Source organism: Streptosporangium sp. 'caverna', assembly GCF_003203775.1.
GTDB classification, from domain to species: domain Bacteria; phylum Actinomycetota; class Actinomycetes; order Streptosporangiales; family Streptosporangiaceae; genus Streptosporangium; species Streptosporangium subroseum.
On sequence record NZ_CP029711.1, the window covers coordinates 7,245,899 to 7,265,206 of the forward strand.

The following is a 19,308-nucleotide window of genomic DNA, read 5'->3' on the forward strand; positions in this document are numbered from 1 at the left end:
CCCCTGAGCCCCGCTCATGAGTACGCTTAAAGATCGAGGGGAACGATACCTCCATATGACCATCACGGAGGCGAGTGACGGGCGAGATCCGGAGCGTTGCGCAAGCCGGCCGAGGCGTGCTGAGCATGGCTGCGGGCCTGATTCTGCTTATCCTCGCGACGCTGGGTTACACGCTGCCTCCGCCGTTCGACCCCACCCCGATGACCGCCGACCCGATCTTCCAGACCCTGCCCGCCCAGCCTCCGTCCGAGATCAGGCCGGTCGTCGCGAACGGGAAGATCACCACCCAGGACGTCACCGTCCACGCCGTGGACGGCACGGCCCTGGGCGCCACGATCCGCGCGCCGATCACCCCGGGACGCCACCCCGCGCTGATCTTCGTGCAGGGTGCGGGGCCCGGGGCGCGGGGCGAGTTCACGACGCAGGCCGAGTGGCTGGCGAGGGCCGGGATCGTCACGCTCGTCTACGACAAGCGGACCGTGGGCTACGACTTCCTCAACCGCGACTTCGGACTGCTCGCCGACGACGCCCTGCGCGTCCTGGCGCGCCTGCGGGAGCGCCCCGACGTCGACCCGGCCAGGACCGGGCTCTGGGGGGTGAGCGAGGGCAGCTGGGTGGTCCCCATCGCCGCCGCCAGGAGCGCGGCCGTCGGGTTCACCGTGCTGGTCTCGGCGCCCAACGTCTCCCCCATGCGGCAGGTCACCTGGGCGCTGAGCGAGCAGCTCGACCGGCTGCACGCGCCCAGCGGGGTGCGTGAGCTGCTCACCCGCGCGATAAGCGCGGTCCGCATGAACTTCCTGCGCTACGACGGCCTGCCCATGCTGCGCCAGCTGCATCAGCCGGTCCTGGCCCTGTACGGCACGCGGGACCCGTCGATCCCCTTCGTGGAGAGCAGCCAGGCGCTCACCGGCGCGCTCGCCAAGGGTGGCAACACCGACTACACCATCCGCTATCTCAACGGCGCCGACCACGGCATGCGCATCCAGGGAGGCCCCCTGGCGCCGGGTTACCTGCAGACGCTCTCCAACTGGGTTCTGGGCCTTCCCGGAACCGCCCGGCCCGCGGTCCACATCGCCGGCGCCACCCCGGTCCAGCGCTACCAGGCCAGCGACGTTCCCACCGCCCCCTGGTACGCCGGGGGCGCGGTCCTCGGGCTGGCGCTCTGCCTGGCCGCCGGCGGCTACGTGGTCGGCCCGGTGGCGGAGATGGTCGTACGGCTGCGCGGCCGGCAGCTGGCCGCCGAGACCAACGCCCGGATCTGGCCGCCGATCCGGCGCCGCTTCCGCAAGATGGCGTGGACCGGGCTCGGACTGCTCGTCTCGGTGCTCGCGTTCATCACCCTGCTGGTGCTGTTCTCGGTCAACCAGGCGGGAGCCTGGCCCGCGGTGCTCTCCGGGTGGCTGGTCATCAGGATCCTGGCGCTGCTCATGCTCGTGCAGGAGGTCACGGCCGTGGCGGCCGTCGTCTCCGGGCTGCGGGAGGGCTGGCAGCCCAGCCGCTCCCAGCACGTCGCGATCACCGGGGTGCTGGGCAGCACCGGCCTGCTCCTGATCGCCGGGGCCTACTACGGCCTCTTCGTGTTCCCCTGGTAGCAGTCGATCCAGCGGTCCATCTCGGCGAAGACCCGCTTGCGCACGGGCTCGGGTGACAGCACCAGGTCGTGCATGCCGCCCGGCACCCGGATGCACGTCACGTGCGGGCCGATGCTGGTCGACCAGCGGGCGATCTGCCGGGGATCGAGCACGATGTCCGCGCTCTGCGCCTCCGGCGCGAAGTCGCGCAGCTGCAGTCCCCTCTCAGCGCAGAGCACCAGGACGGGGACGTCCACGCCGAGGCCGCCGTGGAGCCTGCGCTGCGCCCGGCGGATCGCGGCCAGCCAGACCGCGTGCACCGAAAACCCTCCGATCGGCTTCCATTCCAGGTCGAAGTCCCACTCACCGTGGTGGCCGCGGTGCAGGCTCGTGCCGTACGCGGTGGCCGAGCCGAGGGGCAGTACGGTGCGCGTGGACATCCTGGACATCGGCCCCCGCAGCACATCGGCGGCGACCCGCAGGTGCGCGGGAATGTTGAGGTCGAGGAAGGGGCTGTTGAGCACCAGGCCCTGGACCAGCCCCCGGCCCCGGACCCGGTCGGCCCAGAGCGCGGCGATCAGGCCCCCGGTGGAGTGGGCGTTGATGATCACCTCGTCGTGACCGTCCTCCTCCCTGATGATCCGGATCGCCTCGTCGATCTCCGGAAAGTACTCGGTGACGCTGCGCACGAGGCCGCGGGTCTGGTGAGGCAGCAGCGAGCGGCCGTACTTGCGAAGGTCGAGCCCGTAGAAATCGGTTCCCTGGGCGACGAAGTGCTCGGCCAGATGGGTCTGGAAGAAGTAGTCGGTGAAACCGTGGATGTAGAGCACGGCCCTGCCGGTGGGCTCGGCGGCGCGCCGCACCACCAGCGAGGCGACCACCGCCCCCTCGTAGTCGTCTGACATGGGCAGGGTTCTGAGCTGGTAGTCGGAACCGAGAACGTCGGGCATACCGGTCAGGGTAGTCAGGGTGGTTCGCAGGAGTTGACCGGCCGGTGGGGCTCGGGGCCGGAAGGCCCCCTCGACACCCCTGCCCGAAACTCCATCGGAAACCCCGCAGGAACCGCCCATCGCGCCGCGCCAAGTCTCCGCAAAAACCATGATCGAAAATTATTTGAGTAGAAATGAGGCGATAAAGCCGTATTAGCTTTCCGTTCTGTTCATTCACTCGTCGCCTACGGCATGGTTTGCCGCCCTACCATCTCTCTGCGGCGCTCAAGCTTGGTAGGAAACGGGGAGCAGTTGCGGGACAGAACTAAGCCGCCCGGTGTCGGTGCGGTCATCGGTTGGACGGCACTGGCCGCCATCGCCCCCGGGGCCGCGCATTTGCGCGCCGGATGGCGCAGGACCGGGCTGACGCTCCTGTCCGTCTACACGGCGTTGCTGCTGGGCCTGCTCTGGGTCGCACTCACCAGCGACCTCGGTGAGCTCGCCGGGCAACTGGTGGCGTCGTCCTGGCTGACCGTCGTCACGGTGGTCTCCATCGCGCTCGGCGTCGCCTGGTTCGCCCTGATCGTGCACTCGTTCGTGGTGATGAACCCCGGCAAGCTCCACGGAAAAGCCCAGATCATCACCGGAAGTGTGGCGGGGGTGATGGCGGTGGGCGTGCTGCTGCCGTTCAGCCTGGTCGGGCAGTACGCGGCGGTCTCGCAGTCGGCGCTGGACGACGTCTTCAGCGCCCCGGCCACACCGCGGCCCCAGGTCAGCGGCGTGCAGGAACAGGACCCGTGGGCGGGCCACAGCCGGGTGAACATCCTGCTGCTCGGCGGCGACGCCGACACCAACCGGGTGGGCGTGCGGACCGACAGCATCAACGTGGCCAGCATCGACGTCAAGACCGGCAACACCGTGCTGCTGAGCCTGCCGCGCAACCTGGAGAACGTCCGCTTCCTTCCCGGCTCCCCGATGGCCAAGCGCTTCCCCGACGGGTTCAGGCTGCCCGCCAACCCGGACGGCTCGCGCGAGGACCTGCTCTTCGCCGTCTGGGAATATGCCGACATGCACCCGGAGATCTTCGGAGGCCGCAAGGGCCAGGGCACCCAGACGCTCATGGACACGATCGGCTACACGCTCAACCTGAAGATCGACTGGTACGCCCTGGTGAACATCTGGGGCTTCGCCCGGCTGATCGACGCGATCGGGGGTGTGAAGCTGACCGTGCCGCAGGACGTGGTCTTCGGCAAGTACAACGAGGGCCTGGTCAAGGCGGGCACCCGCAAGCTCCGCGGTGCCGACGCCATGTGGTTCGCCCGCTCCCGCACCAACAGCGACGACTACACCCGGATGGGACGCCAGCGCTGCGTGCTGGGCGCCCTGCTCGCCCAGTCCGACCCGGCGACCGTGCTGGTGCGGTTCAACCAGGTCGCGCTGGCCGCCAAGGAACTCTTCAAGACCGACATCCCGCGCTCGATGCTGGAGCACCTGGTCCCGCTGGCCCTGAAGGTCAAGAGCGCCAAGGTGACAAGCGTCCAGTTCGTACCCCCGCTGATCAACACCGGCTACCCCGACTGGAACAAGATCCGCACCGTCACCGCGAAGGCCATCCGGACCTCGACCCTCACCCGGCAGCCCCTCGCCGCCACCGCCCAGCCCACCGCGTCCGGCTCCGCGACCGCCAAGCCGACCGCCAAGCCCGGCACGGGCACGACGGCCTCCAAGCCCGGCGCCCGCCCGACCTCCAGCCCGAGCGCCTCCGGCGCGACGGACGTGACCGCGCCCAAGGACATCAGCGAGGGCTGCGCCTGACCCGGCCTCTCCCGGCCCGGGGCTATGAGGTGGTCAGGTCAAGCTCTCGGCGCGGTCCGGCGCCGAGAGGCCGGTGGGTCTCCGGGTTATGAGGCGGTCTCGTCAAGGGTGATGACGACCTTGATGTCATCGGGCCGGTGCGTGAACGCCTCCGAGAATCGTTCGAGCGGAACCTGCCGGGAGATGAGCCGGCGGAGCCAGTCCGGATCGGCCTTGGCCAGGGCGTCCGCCGCCGCGGAGTAGTGGGTGAGGTTGGCGTTGACCGATCCGACGATCGCGTCGTTCTCCAGGACGATCTCCCGGTTGAGGTCGCCGGCGTCGACGGTGAGCCGGTGTGCCGAGGAGACGCCGGTCAGGCAGACGATGCCGTAGGGGGCCGTGGCGGCGATGGCGTCGAACACGACGCGGCCGCTTCCGGTCGCCTCGATCACGACGTCGGGTCTGGCCGAGGCCACGGCGTCGCCGACCCCGCCGTGATGGTAGGTGGCTCCGAGGTCGCCGACGATCCTGGGTTTGGGCCCGCCTGTGGCCCTGTCCAGGACGTGGACGTCGAGTCCGCGCTGGACGCCGAGCAGCGCGGCCAGCAGCCCGATCGGGCCCGCCCCGGTGACCAGGACGGTGCGGGGCTCGAACCACGCCCGCGCGCCGATCCTCTCGACCTGCTCCCAGGCCTTGGCCACCACGCTGGTGGGCTCCATCAGCACACCGACCCCGGCGAGGGCCGGGTCGAGTTTGACCGCGTAGCCGGCTTCCACGCGCCAGGACCGGCTGGCGTAGCCGTCGATCTCCTTGATGCCGCGTTCGGTGTAGCGGTTGTTGCGGCACATGTCGAACTGCTCGTGCGCGCACGCCCCGCAGGGCACGGGATCCGGGCGTCTCACGACGCCCACGACCAGGTCACCCGGGGAGAAACCGCTGCCGTCCGGGGCCTGACGCACGCGGCCCAGCGATTCGTGCCCGATCACCAGCCTCTCCCTGCCGGGCGGCGCCCAGCCGTACTGCCCGGCGACGATCTCCTTGTCCGTCCCGCACACGCCGACGGCGAGCCCGTCGACAAGAAGGTCTCCGTCACCCCGCTCCGGATCCGGGACGTCGGTCACCGCGAGCGAGTCCTTCTTCAGCGGGACAACGGTCAGTGCACGCATGTGGGCTCCCGATGGCGGTCGTACCTGCGGGATGGCCCGGCTGCGACGCTCTAAACACTCGCCATGTGGAAGCTGTCGACTCTTTGCGATTTTTGTCACCTAGACGATGAACGCCGAGGGCGGGAATCGCGAGAGGACCACGGCCAGGCCCTACCGGGTGGTGTACGACTCCTTGGCGAGACGGCGGACGCGCACCTCGTCGATGGTGTGGCCGAGGCCCGACTGGGTGAGCGGCACGGCCACCACCCCGCCGGAGGCGCCGACGGGCGGGGTGACGATCTGCGCGCTGCGCGGAGGTTCGGCCACGTCACAGGGGAGGTCGCAGCCGGGCAGGCTGGCCGCGGCGACCGTGGCCGCCCTGGCCAGGCCGGTGCCCTGGCCACCGGCGCAGGCGATCTCCCAGCCCGCCGACACGGCGTGGTCGTGCGCTCGCCGTACCTCACGCAGGGAACCCAGCGCGGCGGGGCGCAGCAGCAGGGCCCGGCCCGCGCTCGCCGTGATCGCCTCGTCGAGCTCGGTCACCGAGGACACGTCGAGCAGGACCGGGGCGGCGACGCGCTCCTGCAGGTCGGCGTGGTCGGCGAGACTGGCGAACGGACGTTCGATGGATGAGAGGTTGTAGGCGTCCAGCGCCTCGAGCGCTTCGATGTCGGTGTAGACGCCGCGGGCGTCCACGCCGATGCCCAGCGCCGGGTAGGCGTGCCGGACGGCGCGCAGCGGCTCGATGTCCCAGTCGGGGTGGACGTCCAGCGTGACGTGGGCGTATCCGGCGCAGACGAGGCGGTTCACCCGCGCGACCAGACTCTCCAGGTTGCGATCGCCGCCGATCCTGGCGGTGGCTATGAGCGAGGTGCGGTTGCCGCCCAGGGCGTGGGAGAGCGGCACCCCGCGCATCTTGGTCCACAGGTCCCAGCAGGCCATGTCGGCGGCGGAACCGCCGGGGACGACGCCCAGCTCGTCGGGGTGCTCCCAGTCGACGCCGATCAGGGCCCGGGCGAGCCCCTCCTCCAGAGCCGCCCAGACCTTGGGATCGGCGTCGACGACCTCGCCCCAGCCATCCATGCCCCCGTAGTCGACGAGCCTGACGAGAATGCTCTCCGGCCGCCTGGCATACGGCAGGACCAGCCGGAACACCTCAATCTCACGGACCCGCGGCATGGACCCCCCTCGATCTTTTTCAAGCTCGGAAAACACGAAACCCGCCCGGGGGGCGGGACCCACCCCTCAACACCGGGAAGGGGGGTGTTCTTCCCATGGTGTCATGACGCCCGAATTCCGGCGGGAGCGGGCGGTTTCAGCCCGTGGCGGTGAGCCCTGCGGCGATCTTCTTCAGTTCGCGGTCGACCGTTCTCTCGCCGCCGAGCCGCTTGGCGAAGGTGGGGCTGAACATCACCTCGACCGTCCGCCCCTCCCCCACGCCCAGGAAAAGGCTGGGAGTGCCCTTCAGGCCGTCCTCGCCGACCCACTGCCTGAGCAGATAGCCGGTCCGGTCGCCGATGGTCACGTCCCTGCCCGCCTTCTCCTCGCGGTATGCCCGCACGCGCTCGTCGGCCTCCTGGACCGCCTGGCCCTCGTAGACGAAGATCTGGACGCAGTAGAAACCTTTCTTGTCGCCGTCGTAGTTCCACGAGGTCGTATAGCTGTCTCCGGAGTCCAGCGACCAGTGGGACCACTGCAGACCGGCGGGCAGGTAACCCACCCTGACGCGCCCGAAGGCCCTTCCGTCGCCCAGATCCCCGAGATCGGGAGTCGGAGAGGGGGTGGGCGGGAAGTCGTCGATGGCGGGGGGCTCCGGCACGGCCTGGCCGGTGGCGTCCGGCCGCGGCGTCTCGGAGGCCGCGACCGGCCCGCCGAGCCCGAATCCCTGTACGGCCACGGAGTTCGGGCCGAGGACCAGGTAGACGGGGACCACGGCCCCCGCGACCGCTACCGCGGTGGCCAGGGCGGTGAGCCTGACCCGATTGGTCTTCTTCCGCCGCGAGGATCGGAGAACCCGGTCCACCAGGTCGGGTGCGACGCGCAACTTCTCGGTCTCGTTCGCCATGAGCCGGCGAAGGTCGTCCTCAAGCGTGGACATTCCTGATCACTCCTTTCACTGATTCCCCGCCGATCGCCAGGCGGAGCTTGGCGAGTGCTTTGGAAGCCTGACTTTTCACCGTGCCCGCCGAGCAGCCGAGGACCTCCGCCGTCTGCGTCTCGCTGAGGTCCTCCCAGTACCGCAGGACGACCACCGCCCGCTGCCGGGGAGGCAGGGCCCGCAGCGTGTCCATGAGCACGTGGCGCAGGTCGACGTCGGTCTCCCGCACCGGCAGTTCGGGAGGGGTGTGCATCGGAATGATCCGCAGGATCGCCCGGCGCCGGGCACGGCTGATGGAGGTGTTGACGATGATGCGGCGGACGTAGGGCTCGGGGTCGTCGTACCGCACCCGGTCCCAGTTCTGGTATGTGCGCTCCAGCGCCGTCTGCAGCAGGTCCTCCGCCTCCCCCTCGTCGCCGCACGCGAGGTAGGCGACCCGGAGCAGACTCGTGCCGCGTGCGGCCACGAATGCGGCGAACCCGTCGCCGTCCGTGCCGCTCACGCCTGTTCGTCCAATTTCATGACCTCTAATACGCCTGGACCGCGCCCGGCGTTGCCCGTCTGCGCGAACCGCTGCGCATCCGATGGAATCGGTGAATTCGCGAAATCCACCGGTTGATCGAACCAAGGGCCCCACACGGGCAACCTCCCGGGCGGCCCAGGCGTATTAGAGGTAATGAATGGGGACGCCTGGAGGAAACAGACGACGTTCACGACCGCACCGCTCCGGTCGCTGATCGCAATCGGGGCCGGGGTCGGGGTCGGTCTGGCCGCGGTGGGCGTCATCGCCCTGTCGGGTCCGCCGAACACGCCGGGCTCGCGGCTCGCGACCGCCGCTCAGTCGGTGGCGGCTCCGGCGGAAGGCGCTTACTGGCATACGAGGACGCTGTCGAGGACGATCCATCCCCGGCGACTCGGGCGCGGCGCGAACCGCTACTGGGTGGAGGAGCGGCAACTCACGGAGAATTGGTCCTCACCCGACGGCAAGGCCTGGTTCGGCTACCGGCAGCTGGGGACGCGCCCGAAAAGCCCGGCGGACGAGAAGGCGTGGCACCGCGACGGCTCCCCGGCCACGTGGAACCGCACGGCGGAGGGCACGGTCGTGTCCCTGTCCACCAAACCGGACAAGGGCATGGTCGTCCTCAGGGAGGGCCCGGCCGCGTTCTCCCTGGCCGGGCAGCAGCTGTCGTACGAGGAGCTCCAGAGGCTGCCCGCGGAGCCTGCCGGGTTGAAGGCCTGGCTCGGGCAGGCCGTGCGGGTCGCGAAGGTTCCCGACGACGACATTGACGACCAGGTGACACGGATGCTGCCCTCGCTGTTGCACGAGGTCCCGGTGTCGAAGGAGATCCGCACCGCGGCTTACCGGGCGCTGTCGACGATGCCCGGTGTCCGCTCCCTGGGGAAGGTCAAGGACGAGCGAGGCAGGATCGGCGACGGTCTCTCCATCGTCTACGAGCAGACCAGCCCGGAGAAGGCCACGTCCGTGGACAGGATCCAGATGATCGTTGACACCGGCTCGATGATGCTGCTGTCCAGAGGCGTCAGGATCACGGCCGAGGTCAACGGCAAGCCGCTCCCGGAGACCAACATGACCGAGACCATGCTCCAGGTCGGCTGGACCGACGACGAGCCATCGGTCCCCGCTCTTCCCTAGCCGGCGGGCGCGCTCTCCCGTCAAGGGGCATTCGCGATCCCGGGGAGTGCCCGGGATCGCGTCTTGGGACGAGCGCACCACTCGAACGGCGCCTTTCACACGACGGAGGAGGATTCACCGGCGGCCAGGCGCGCGGCGCCGTGGTCGGCGAGGGGCTCGACGGGAGAAGAGCACCGCGAGCCCCTCGCCCGAGGCTGACCTGCCGATCCCGGCGGCGCCTTCAGGGCTTCGGGACGCCGACCCGGCCCGCGACCAGCGCCCCCGTCGCCGCCATCAGCGCGGTCAGCGCGAAGCAGAGCACGTAGGTGAAGACCGCGCCGCCCAGGGCCGCGAGGATCGCACCGGTGACCGCGACCGCGACGACCGTGTAGACCGACTCGCCGACGCCCAGGGACGCGCTGTTCTCTCCCTCCTCCCCGGGGCGCGACAGCTCCAGGACGAGCACCGACAGCGTCGGGTACACGATGCCCATGCCGAGCCCGAGCACGATCTCCCCGGCGAAGGCTCCGGCGACCGGAACGACGGCGAAGACGGTCAGGCCCATCAGCGCGAGGCCCGTGGCGACCAGCGCGGAGCCGGTCCGCAGGACCAGGACCCGGTCGAAACGCCTGCGACCCACGACCCACGAGCCGAACGACCAGCTCAGCGCGCCGCCGGTCAGCGTGAGCCCGGCCATGGTGAGCGACAGGCCACGCTCCTCGGTCAGCATCAACGGCAGGAACGCCTCGCCTCCGATGGCCGAGCCCGCCACGATCCCTCGCAGAGCGATCACCGAGGGCAGGCCCCGGGCGGCGAGCAGGGTGCCCGGAGGGAGCAGCCGGGGCAGCGCCGCGCCCAACGTGGCCAGGCCGACGAGCAGCAGGATCAGCCCCGCGCCACGGGCAGCCCCGCCGTACTGCATGAGCGCCGCGCCGACCGCGACCAGCACCGCCCAGCCCAGCCGCCGCACGATCGAGGACCGTGCGCCCAGCGGCGGCTGCTCCGACATCGGCGCCGAGATCAGGCCGCGTCCGAACAGCAGCGCGGCCGGGAGGAGGAGGATCGTCACCCCGATGAAGACCCAGCGCCAGCCGGTGCCCTCCACCACGAAGCCGGTGACGGCGGGGCCGATCATGGAGGGCACCACCCAGGCGGTCGCGAAGACCGAGAAGACCCGGGGATGAATCTTCGCCGGATAGACCCGCGAGACCAGCACGTACAGCGAGACCTGGAGAATGCCTCCCCCGAAGCCCTGGACGAACCGCCCGACGATGAACAGGTCCATCGTCGGCGCCAGCCCGGCTACGACCAACCCGGTGGCGAAGGTGGCCATACCCGTCCAGAGCGGCGCGATCGGCCCCCTGACGTCGCTCCACCGCCCGCCCAGTACCGTCGCGATCACTCCGGCCGCCATCGCCCCGCTGAACGCCAGCCCGTACAGCGCGTGTCCGTCCAACTCGTCCGCCACGACCGGCATGGCGGTGGCCACCGCCAGATATTCGAAGGCGACCAACACCATGAGGGCCACCATTCCGACCGTCAGCGCACGGTAGGGCTGGGCGAATATCCCAGCTGGGCGTTCAACAGTCGTCAAAGTAGTCATGATTCGACAATATGATCACCTCTCGGCACGGGACATCGGCCCGAGGGCTCAGCCCTTGGTCGTAGGACCCGCTGGATCCGCGCCTTCGACGCGGGAGGCCAGGCCGCGCAGAATCAGGTCAAGACCGAACTCGAACCGCTCGATGCCATCGGCATCCATCAAATTGTCCACCTGGGCGACGAGGGTGGGGAAGCGGTCAGCGGGCAAGCTTCGGTAGAAACCCTCGATCTGGCCGAAGAACTCCTCCATGAAGCTCCCCAGCTCCTTTCCGCTGTCGCGCTGCCTGCTGAGCTGGAGCGAATCCTCGTAGACGTCGGAGCAGATGTAGAGACCGAGACGGTCGATCATGATCCCGGCGAACTTGGGAGGCACGCCGCCCGCGAGCATGATGGCCATCTGCGCCTCGGCGATCCGCAGCCCGTTGGGCCCCGTCGGGAGGTTGCCCAGGCCGATCTTGGCGATGTCCGCGTGGGCGCTCAAGACTCGGAACGCGTCGAGTGCCATCTCCCTGAGCTGCTCCAGCCATCGCTCCGGCTCGGGCTCGGGCACACGGATCTCGGCCAGCGCCTCGTCGTAGATCAGGTCGAGCAGTTCCTTCTTGTTCTCGACGTGGGCGTAGAGGGAGGCGGGACCGGTCCCGAGCTCCTGTGCGACCCGGCGCATGCTCAGCGCGTCGAGGCCTTCGGCGCCAAGAATCCGCAGGCTGGTCGCGACGATGAGATCCCTGTTCAGAACGGCCCGTGGAGCGTTCGCCTTGCGAGTCCTGCGCCACGGCGGAACCGGGATCTCGGTCATCCGCCGATCGTATATCGCGGGAATCGTCTGCGGCGAACACTGTACTTAAGGCGAACGCCGTTCTTCAAAGGAACGATGTTCGTTCAAAAAACGGCGTTCGCCGACCCCTTAGGGGCCTACCTGCTTTCGCCTTCCCGCCTTCCCGCCTCCCTGCCCTGCCCTGCCCCGCCCCGCCCGCCCCGCCCCGCCCCGCCCCGCCCCGCCCCGCGAGAGGAGACCACCGGACGAGAGCCGGTGGATCGCTCGCCGAAAGGTGGTGACTACCCTGAGGTAAGGAGGCATCACGATGGTTGACGACAGCCTTATCCTCGTCACCGGTGCCGGCGGTGGTGTCGGAGGCGTTGGCCGTACCGTTGTCCGACTGCTGCGCGAGCGTGGCCTGCCCGTGCGGGCGATGCTTCATCACGACGACGAACGCGCCGACGCGTTGCGGACCCTCGGCGCGCAGATCGTCGTCGGTGATCTCACCCGGCCCGACGACGTGGCGAACGCCCTTGACGGCAGTTCCCGGATGTTTTTCAGCATGAGCGTCTCACCGTCGTATCTGGAGGCCGCCGCCACCGTCGCGACGGTGACCCGCGCCCTGGGCACCCTCGAGGCCCTGGTCGGCATTTCGCAGATGACCGTGTCGCAGATGAACCCGTTGAGCACCGAGGAGTCGCACCAGCAGCGGTTGCACTGGCTGTCCGAGCAGGTGCTCGACTGGTCCACGCTCCCGATCGTGCACATCCGCCCCACCATTTTCCTGGACAACCCACTGTTCACGACGCTGGCCGCGCAGTCCATCATCGACAGCGGAACCATCCGGCTTCCCTTCGGAACCGGCCGCACCTCACCGGTCGCGGCCGACGACGTCGCGCATGTCGTCGCCGCTGTTCTGGAAGATCCGCGACCGCATCTCGGGCACGTCTACGAGCTGACCGGATTCCGGTCGCAGGAGATGACCGGCGTCGCCGAGGAATACTCCCGCGCGCTGGGAAGGAAGATCACCTACGTGGACGTCCCGCTCGACCCCTGGATCGACCAGGTCGTCCTGCCCGCCGGATTCCCGCCGCACACCGAAGAGCACATCATCACCATGGCGCGCCTGCATCGCCGGAATCGTTACGACCGGGCGACCCGGGACATCGAATCGATCCTCGGAAAGCCCGCGAAAACGGTGGAGGAGTTTGTCGCGGAACGGGCCGGGCTTTTCGCCTGACAACCGTTTCCACCGCGCCGACGGGCGCTCTTCCCGATGGACGCCCTGCGCGGCGACAGGGCCCGGGACCTCGGTACGGCCTTCAGGGCACCGCCGCGTTGGCGTCCTGGCTCAGCACGGCGAGCACCCCGTCGGTCTCGGAGAGCGCCGCGGTCAGCTCCGCTATCGAGCCGGCGCCGTACACGGTGAGCCAGAGCGAGACGGTCGCCGGGTCGCGGCGCTCGATCCGCTGGTCGATGGCCAGCTCGTTCACGCTGAATCCCCGCCGCGTGCATTCGGTCAGCACCTGCCGCAGCACGCCTCGCCCGTCGAGATAGGTCAGGCGGAGCCGCGAAGGCACGTACTTGGACCGGGGGAGCCGGACGGCCATCGGGGAGAAGATGAACATCGTCATGAAATATCCCACGGTGACGATGACGGCCAGCAGCCACAGCCCCGCCCCCGCCGCCATGCCCACCGCGGCGGTGAGCCAGATCGCCGCGGCGGTGGTGAGGCCGCGGACCGCGTCGCTGCGAACGAATATCAGGCCGGCGCCGAGGAAGCCGATACCGGACACGATCTGGGCCGCCACCCGGGAGGGATCGAGAATGACGCGCTCCCCCAGAACATCGGCGAAGCCGTACTTCGACACCAGCATGATCAGGGCGGCGGCGATGCCGACCAGGGTGTGGGTGCGCAGTCCCGCACTCTTCTGGCGGACCTCCCGCTCGAGGCCGATCGCGGCCGAGAGCACAAACGCCAGGGCCAGCTCCCCGACCTGCGTCCAGCCTTGCCCGGTGAGGTCACCGAGATATGCCAGTGCCATCGTCCCAGGTTAGAGGACATCTGATCGAGAAACTTGAGCAGCTCACCATCCGGCCGTCCACGCTTTCCCCTTGGATGCCGGGGCCGGGGAACAACACCCGTCGTCGACAGCCGGAGTCGGCTCCGCCCGGGTTCGTCTACTTCCGCCCAAGGCGCCGTGTCCCAGCGCAATGAACGCACCCGCACGACGTACGACCTGTGTCTCCCCGTCTCTGACCGTCTTCGGGTGCGCGATCCGTGTGGACCAGGCGGTCACTGCTGTCCGTCATGCCCCAACGTGCCGCGGAGGCCGGCTCGGGCCTGCGTGTTGCGAGTGGTCTCGACGACGATGAGGGCGGTCAGGAGGACCACCGCGCCGGCCAGCCCGGCAAGCGGTGGGAGGACGACGGCGGCCGGCAGGGCGGCGAGGAACACGCAGGTCGCCACCAGCCGCGGAAGGCTCAGCGCACCGTGCATGCGGCGCTCGAACAGCAGGTGCCCGGCCAGATACAGCGCGAGGCCGCCGAAGAGCGGAAGCGCGTAGAAGGCGCCCAACGACTTGCCCTCACCGGCGTGTGCCAGCACGCCCTCGACGCCGAGGGCGGCCAGCACGATCCCGGCAACGATGGGAAAATGCCCGTACGTGTATGCCTCGACCGCCAGGTTGACCCTGGCTCGGTCTCGCGCCTCGACGAGCCGGTGCTCGGCCGCGAGCGACACCACGTCGAAGTACAGCCACCACAGGCAGACGGCGACGGCAATGCCAAGGATGGCCGCGGACAACAGCGGCACGCTGATGGGCCGGTCGGCGGCGCCGACACCGATGGCGACGACCGACTCGCCGATGGCCAGGATGATGAACAGGCCGTGCCGTTCGGTCAGGTGCATCGGGCTGTGCAGTCGCCAGCCGCCGCGCCTGGCGGTGAGATAGATGCCGAGCCAGTCCACCAAGAGGGCAACGGTGAACAGCACCGTCTGTGTCCAGCCACCCAGCAGCGCCCCGGACACCAGCAGAACCGCACCCGCCGTCATCGGCAGCCAAGTGATCACGATCTGGTGCCGCAGCCCGACGTCACCGGCGGCAGCCACGGTATAAACCGCAAGGTGCACGCAGCGGACCAGCAGGTAGGCGCAGACCAGCACAAGGGGTCCGTCCAAACCTCCGGGTCCGTCGCGCCACGCCTCGGGAATGCTCAAGGCGACCACGAACATCGCCGCCATCGCGACGATCATCCCCGCCCGCACGAAACCCTCATCGGCTCGCGAATGGTTTCCCAGCCAGGTGTAGCCCGACCAGGTCCCCCACAGCAGGGCCAGCATCAGCAGTCCCTGCAGTACGCCGTGCGCGCTGTGCTCGTCCGCCATGTAGCCGGTGACCTGCGTGACCGCGAAGACATAGACCAGGTCGAAGAACAGCTCGAAGGGAGTCGCCCGATGGTCCTCACTGGTGGGGCGAACGCCCTGCCGCACGGCCAACCTCTCCTCCATGGTCCACGTGAAGCATAGGGCCCGGGTGACGAGGCGGATGACGTCCACATCGACTCGTTATCAGCCGGCAAACGCCGGATTGATCCCCGAACGCCCGGACCGAAACCGCGCCCGTTCCACACCTTGATCACGTGCCGGAACACACCCCGGCCATGCGCCGGAGCCCGACTGCCAGACCTCGTTCAATAGCACCCGTCGTCGGCCCAAGAATGCGAATTACTACCTGTCAACCTTTTCCGGCTTACTTGGTCAGCCCCAGCGGCGGAAGCCACCCTCGCTGCTGATGGTCTGTCCGGTGATCCAGGCCGCGTCGTCGGTTACCAGCCAGGCGATCAAACGGGCGGGGTCGTCGGGGGTCCCCCAGCGGCGCGTGGGGAAATGGCGCTTCACGGCCTCCAGGACGCCGGGTGGGGCGTAGCCGGTGTCAACGGGGCCGGGGTTGACGGTGTTCAGGGTGATCGCCTGGTCGGCGAGATGGTCGGCGAGGGTACGGGTGATGGAGGCCAGGGCGCCCTTGCTGGCGGCATAGGCGACTTCGTCGCGCATGGGGCCCAGATCCTGGCCAGAGGTCATGAAGATGATCCGGCCACCGGGGCGGCCGTCATGCTGGGCGGCGAAGGCCTGGGCCAGCAGGATGGTCGAGCGGGTGTTGACCGTCCAGTGCGCGTCCAGCATGGCGGCGTCCAGCTCGCCCAGCGGGCCGTCGCCACCGCTGCGAGCGTGGTTGCACACCAGGATGTCCAGATGCCCGAACTCGCCGGCCGCGGCGCGGATGAGCGCGGCCGGTGCGTCCGGATCGGTCAGGTCGGCACCTTGATGGGCGACGGCGGCCTCCGGGTCGGCCAGAGCCTGAGTGACGCCGTCGAGGATGGCCTGCGGTCCGCCGGGGTCCGCTCCCCACGGCTGGTCATGGTCGTGCGGAGCATGGTGGTGCAGAAACACGCTGGCGCCCAGGGACGCCAGACGGCGGGCGATGGCGTACCCGATGCCGACGCGTCGGCTGACCCCGGTCACCACGGCTGCGCGTCCGCGCAGCGGCAACGGGTCTGTACGCAGCTGAGAATCCGGATTCCCGGACAAGTCGCTATAAGCCATGATCACAAGTATGGCGAAATCCGGGCGGGCCTGGCTGCGCGTGGCCGATCGACGGTGACCTGGATTTGAGTTCTCCGCTATAGCGACCCTGGATCGCCTTCGGCTCTCCGGCGGCACCTCCAGCCATCAGAATGCGCCGGTCGGGACCCGAATCCCCGGCCTGCGGATCAAGAGTCAACAGATATCGCCTCTCATAGGCGATATCCGTACCACGCCGTACCGTTCTGCCGACGCCCTGCGAAGCGGGCCATCGCCGATGAAATTTTCATCACAGGCGATTCCCTCGTGATGTTCGATGACCAGCAACAGGGCGGTGACAGGCGGCCGGCCGGGTGGCGATCCGGAGCCAAGGCTTGACGGGCTCACGTCCGTCGTATTTGCTCCGCCGCATCACCATAAATCGCCCAGCAAAGAGGGCCTGGCTTTGAGAGAAAATGTTAGCGCTATCAAAAGCCTCCAATGCTTGACCATCTCCGGCCGTCCAAATGCCACCGTGCTGACGTCCGTAAATGCGTTAGCGCTAACAATTCTCCTCCCCCGGAGCGGTCACGAAGAGCCATCGCTCGCGAACCTGACTCGCCGACCACAACCGCCGCCGGATGCCGTGTCGACCACACGGTGACCGATTCTCCGATTCCGCCTAGAAATCGTATGCATTCCCGGTCCAACCGTAGAAAGGCACAGGATTCAATGTCCTCTCGGCCCGTACTCCAGAACCTCAAAAAGGCATTACTACCCGCGGGCGCGGCGCTCGCCCTCGTCTCCGGCCTCGTCATCGGCACGGCGGGGACGTCACAGGCCGCGGGGACGCTCCCTTGCGACATCTACGCCGCGGGCGGCACACCGTGTGTGGCGGCGCACAGCACGACCCGTGCTCTGTTCGGCTCCTACAACGGCTCGCTGTACCAGGTGCGCCGCTCCTCGGACAACACCACCCGGGACATCGGCGTCCTGAGCGCGGGCGGAGTCGCCAACGCCGCCACCCAGGATTCGTTCTGTTCCGGCACGACCTGCCTGATCACCATCATCTATGACCAGTCCGGCAGGAACAACCGCCTCACCCAGGCGCCCCCCGGCGGTTTCTCCGGCCCGGCCGCGGGTGGATACGACAACCTCGCGAACGCGACCGCGGCGCCGACCACGGTCGGCGGCCACAAGGCCTACGGCGTTTTTGTGGCTCCCGGCACCGGATACCGCAACAACGCCACCAACGGCGTCGCGAAGGGGGACCAGCCGGAGGGGATGTACGCCATCTTCGACGGCACGCGCTACAACAGCGGCTGCTGCTTCGACTACGGCAACGCCGAGACCAACAGCCGAAACAACGGCAACGGCACCATGGAGGCCATCTACTTCGGGAACAGCAAGGCCTGGGGCTACGGCGCCGGCAACGGCCCCTGGATCATGGCCGACTTCGAGAACGGCCTGTTCTCCGGGGTGAACCAGAGGTACAACGCGGGCGACCCGAGCATCAGCCACCGGTTCCTGACCGCCATCGTCAAGGGTGAGCCGAACCACTGGGCCCTCCGGGGCGGCAACGCGCAGTCGGGCGGCCTGTCGACCTTCTACAACGGGGTGCGCCCCAACGTCGCGGGCTACAACCCGATGAGGAAGGAAGGGGCCATCATCCTCGGCATCGGCGGCGACAACAGCGTCAGTGCCACCGGCACCTTCTACGAAGGCGTGATGACGTCCGGCTATCCCTCGGACGCCACCGAGAACGCCGTCCAGGCCAACATCGTCGCCGCCGGTTACTCCACCGCGTCGGGCGGCAACTCGGGCTCCCTCACCCCCGGCTCGTCGATCTCGCTGAGGGCGACGACGGCCTGTTGCACGGATCGCTCCATCCGCCATCAGAACGACAACGCGGTCACCTCGGTGATCACCTCGTCGAGCTCCGCGACGGACAAGGCCGACGCCACGTGGACCGTACGCCAGGGCCTGGCCAGTAGCTCCTGCGTGTCGTTCGAGTCGAGAAACTACCCGGGGGACTACCTGCGGCACTACAACTTCCAGGTGCGCCGGCAGCTCAACGACGGAAGCGCGGCGTTCGCCGCCGACGCCACCTTCTGCCCCCAGACCGGCAGGAACGGCCAGGGCAGCTCACTCGCCTCGTACAACTATCCGACGAGGTTCCTGCGCCACTACAACAACACCGTCTACATCGCGAGCAACGGCGGCTCGAACGCCTTTGACGCCACCGGCTCGTGGGCCGACGACGTGAGCTGGATCGTCGGTCAGCCCTGGTCCTGAATCCTCTCGCTCGAAGCAGCGCCGTCGCAGAGCCGTCCCCGGTCCACGAGGGCGGCCCGGTACGCGACGGCGAGGTGCCGCGCCCGAAACCCGGTTGCCGGCGCCGGCGTGGTTCTGGTCGGATGCCCGCATGGATCGACAAGCGGTACTCGCGGCCTTCGACGAGCAGCTACGCCGGCGTCCGGAGCCCGACGCACCGGACGGATCCGTCGAGCACGACGGCGGCGTGATCCGCAGCATGTCCGCCGGGGACGGGTGGGCGGGGGTGACCTGGTGCGACCTGGACCCCGCCGGTGCCGACGCGGTCATCGCCGCACAGATCCACCGGTTCGCGGGACTGGCGCGCCCCTGGGAGTGGAAGCACTACTCCTACGACCGGCCCCCGGACCTCCCCGACCGGCTGCTCGCGGCCGGTTTCACCCCCCAGCCGGCCGAGGCCCTGCTCGTCGCCGAGATCGCGGACCTCCCGCTCGAGGTGCCACCGCCCCCGGGCGTGGAGCTGCTGGCGGTCGTCGACGAACAGGGTGTCGACGCGCTCGTGCGGGTTCATGACGAGGTGTTCGGCGGAGACCACTCCCCCGTGGGCAGGACCCTGCTGGCCGGTCTCGCGGGCCAGAGCGGTACGACCGCGGCCGTGGTCGCCCTGGCCGGGCGGACTCCGATCTCCGCCGGGCGCGTGGAGTTTCACCACGGCACCGACTTCGCCAGCCTGTGGGGCGGCGGCACGTTGCCCGCCTGGCGAGGCCGTGGCGTGTTCCGCTCGCTGGTGGCACACCGGGCCGCCCTGGCGGCGGCCAGGGGCTTCCGCTACCTACAGGTCGACGCCTCCCCGGACAGCCGTCCGATCCTGAAGCGCCTCGGCTTCGTCGAGCTCGCCACCACGACCCCGTTCACACACCCGGGCGGAGCCGGCTGACGTC

16 protein-coding genes are annotated in these 19,308 nt (G+C 69.1%); 6 read left to right on the forward strand and 10 right to left on the reverse strand.

The features are described 5' to 3' along the window. Positions 1 to 125: 125 nt before the first annotated feature. Positions 126 to 1,592: a S9 family peptidase gene (locus DKM19_RS31690; protein WP_110706141.1), complete on the forward strand. Its 1,467-nt coding sequence runs from the start codon at positions 126 to 128 to the stop codon at positions 1,590 to 1,592. Here the strand turns inward: DKM19_RS31690 and DKM19_RS31695 are convergent. Further along, positions 1,565 to 2,521, reverse strand: coding sequence for an alpha/beta hydrolase (locus tag DKM19_RS31695; protein WP_110700731.1), 957 nt, complete (start codon positions 2,519 to 2,521; stop codon positions 1,565 to 1,567). The two genes, DKM19_RS31690 and DKM19_RS31695, sit on opposite strands and share 28 nt — an antisense overlap. A 291-nt stretch (positions 2,522 to 2,812) precedes the next feature. On the opposite strand from DKM19_RS31695, the gene DKM19_RS31700 reads away from it, so the two are divergent. Further along, on the forward strand, positions 2,813 to 4,315 hold the full coding sequence (locus tag DKM19_RS31700; RefSeq protein WP_239513688.1) for an LCP family protein: 1,503 nt from the start codon (positions 2,813 to 2,815) through the stop codon (positions 4,313 to 4,315). Positions 4,316 to 4,401: 86 nt separating this feature from the next. Here the strand turns inward: DKM19_RS31700 and DKM19_RS31705 are convergent, their stop codons facing one another. From DKM19_RS31705 to DKM19_RS31720, 4 genes are all read right to left on the reverse strand, one after another. Then, positions 4,402 to 5,460 (reverse strand): glucose 1-dehydrogenase, encoded by a 1,059-nt coding sequence (locus DKM19_RS31705; protein WP_110700734.1) that lies wholly within the window; start codon positions 5,458 to 5,460, stop codon positions 4,402 to 4,404. A 150-nt stretch (positions 5,461 to 5,610) separates the two neighbouring features. Continuing rightward, entirely contained in the window at positions 5,611 to 6,618 is a 1,008-nt protein-coding gene (locus DKM19_RS31710) for an enolase C-terminal domain-like protein (RefSeq protein ID WP_110700736.1), read from the reverse strand. 136 nt (positions 6,619 to 6,754) lie between these two features. Further along, the gene (locus DKM19_RS31715; RefSeq protein WP_110700738.1) at positions 6,755 to 7,537 is read right to left on the reverse strand and encodes a hypothetical protein; all 783 of its coding nucleotides are present in this window, start codon (positions 7,535 to 7,537) and stop codon (positions 6,755 to 6,757) included. After that, positions 7,524 to 8,039 (reverse strand): SigE family RNA polymerase sigma factor, encoded by a 516-nt coding sequence (locus tag DKM19_RS31720; RefSeq protein ID WP_110700740.1) that lies wholly within the window; start codon positions 8,037 to 8,039, stop codon positions 7,524 to 7,526. The genes DKM19_RS31715 and DKM19_RS31720 overlap by 14 nt, the downstream gene beginning before the upstream one ends. A gap of 174 nt (positions 8,040 to 8,213) precedes the next feature. Here DKM19_RS31720 and DKM19_RS31725 point away from each other — a divergent pair, with 174 nt between their 5' ends. Further along, positions 8,214 to 9,191: a hypothetical protein gene (locus DKM19_RS31725; RefSeq protein ID WP_110700742.1), complete on the forward strand. Its 978-nt coding sequence runs from the start codon at positions 8,214 to 8,216 to the stop codon at positions 9,189 to 9,191. 220 nt (positions 9,192 to 9,411) lie between these two features. Here the strand turns inward: DKM19_RS31725 and DKM19_RS31730 are convergent, their stop codons facing one another. Together DKM19_RS31730 and DKM19_RS31735 are read right to left on the reverse strand one after the other, a co-directional pair. After that, complete coding sequence (locus tag DKM19_RS31730) at positions 9,412 to 10,689, reverse strand: MFS transporter (protein WP_239513689.1); 1,278 nt, start codon at positions 10,687 to 10,689, stop codon at positions 9,412 to 9,414. Positions 10,690 to 10,821: 132 nt separating this feature from the next. Beyond that, complete coding sequence (locus DKM19_RS31735) at positions 10,822 to 11,568, reverse strand: TetR/AcrR family transcriptional regulator C-terminal domain-containing protein (RefSeq protein ID WP_110700746.1); 747 nt, start codon at positions 11,566 to 11,568, stop codon at positions 10,822 to 10,824. 286 nt (positions 11,569 to 11,854) lie between these two features. Here DKM19_RS31735 and DKM19_RS31740 point away from each other — a divergent pair, with 286 nt between their 5' ends. Next, complete coding sequence (locus DKM19_RS31740; protein ID WP_110700748.1) at positions 11,855 to 12,769, forward strand: NAD(P)H-binding protein; 915 nt, start codon at positions 11,855 to 11,857, stop codon at positions 12,767 to 12,769. Between the two features lie 82 nt (positions 12,770 to 12,851). Here the strand turns inward: DKM19_RS31740 and DKM19_RS31745 are convergent, their stop codons facing one another. The 3 genes from DKM19_RS31745 to DKM19_RS31755 all read right to left on the reverse strand — a co-directional run bounded on the left by DKM19_RS31745 (position 12,852) and on the right by DKM19_RS31755 (position 16,135). Further along, positions 12,852 to 13,574 carry an MgtC/SapB family protein gene (locus tag DKM19_RS31745; RefSeq protein WP_110700750.1) on the reverse strand — a complete coding sequence of 241 codons (723 nt, stop codon included), beginning with the start codon at positions 13,572 to 13,574 and terminating at the stop codon, positions 12,852 to 12,854. A 251-nt stretch (positions 13,575 to 13,825) separates the two neighbouring features. Then, positions 13,826 to 15,088 carry a low temperature requirement protein A gene (locus DKM19_RS31750; RefSeq protein WP_239513690.1) on the reverse strand — a complete coding sequence of 421 codons (1,263 nt, stop codon included), beginning with the start codon at positions 15,086 to 15,088 and terminating at the stop codon, positions 13,826 to 13,828. A gap of 201 nt (positions 15,089 to 15,289) precedes the next feature. Further along, entirely contained in the window at positions 15,290 to 16,135 is an 846-nt protein-coding gene (locus DKM19_RS31755) for an SDR family oxidoreductase (RefSeq protein WP_110706143.1), read from the reverse strand. Positions 16,136 to 16,825: 690 nt separating this feature from the next. Here DKM19_RS31755 and DKM19_RS31760 point away from each other — a divergent pair. Both DKM19_RS31760 and DKM19_RS31765 read left to right on the forward strand, forming a co-directional pair. Next, positions 16,826 to 18,388 carry an alpha-L-arabinofuranosidase B gene (locus DKM19_RS31760; RefSeq protein WP_110700752.1) on the forward strand — a complete coding sequence of 521 codons (1,563 nt, stop codon included), beginning with the start codon at positions 16,826 to 16,828 and terminating at the stop codon, positions 18,386 to 18,388. 130 nt (positions 18,389 to 18,518) lie between these two features. Then, positions 18,519 to 19,304 (forward strand): GNAT family N-acetyltransferase, encoded by a 786-nt coding sequence (locus tag DKM19_RS31765; protein ID WP_110700754.1) that lies wholly within the window; start codon positions 18,519 to 18,521, stop codon positions 19,302 to 19,304. The last annotated feature ends 4 nt before the right edge of the window (positions 19,305 to 19,308 follow it).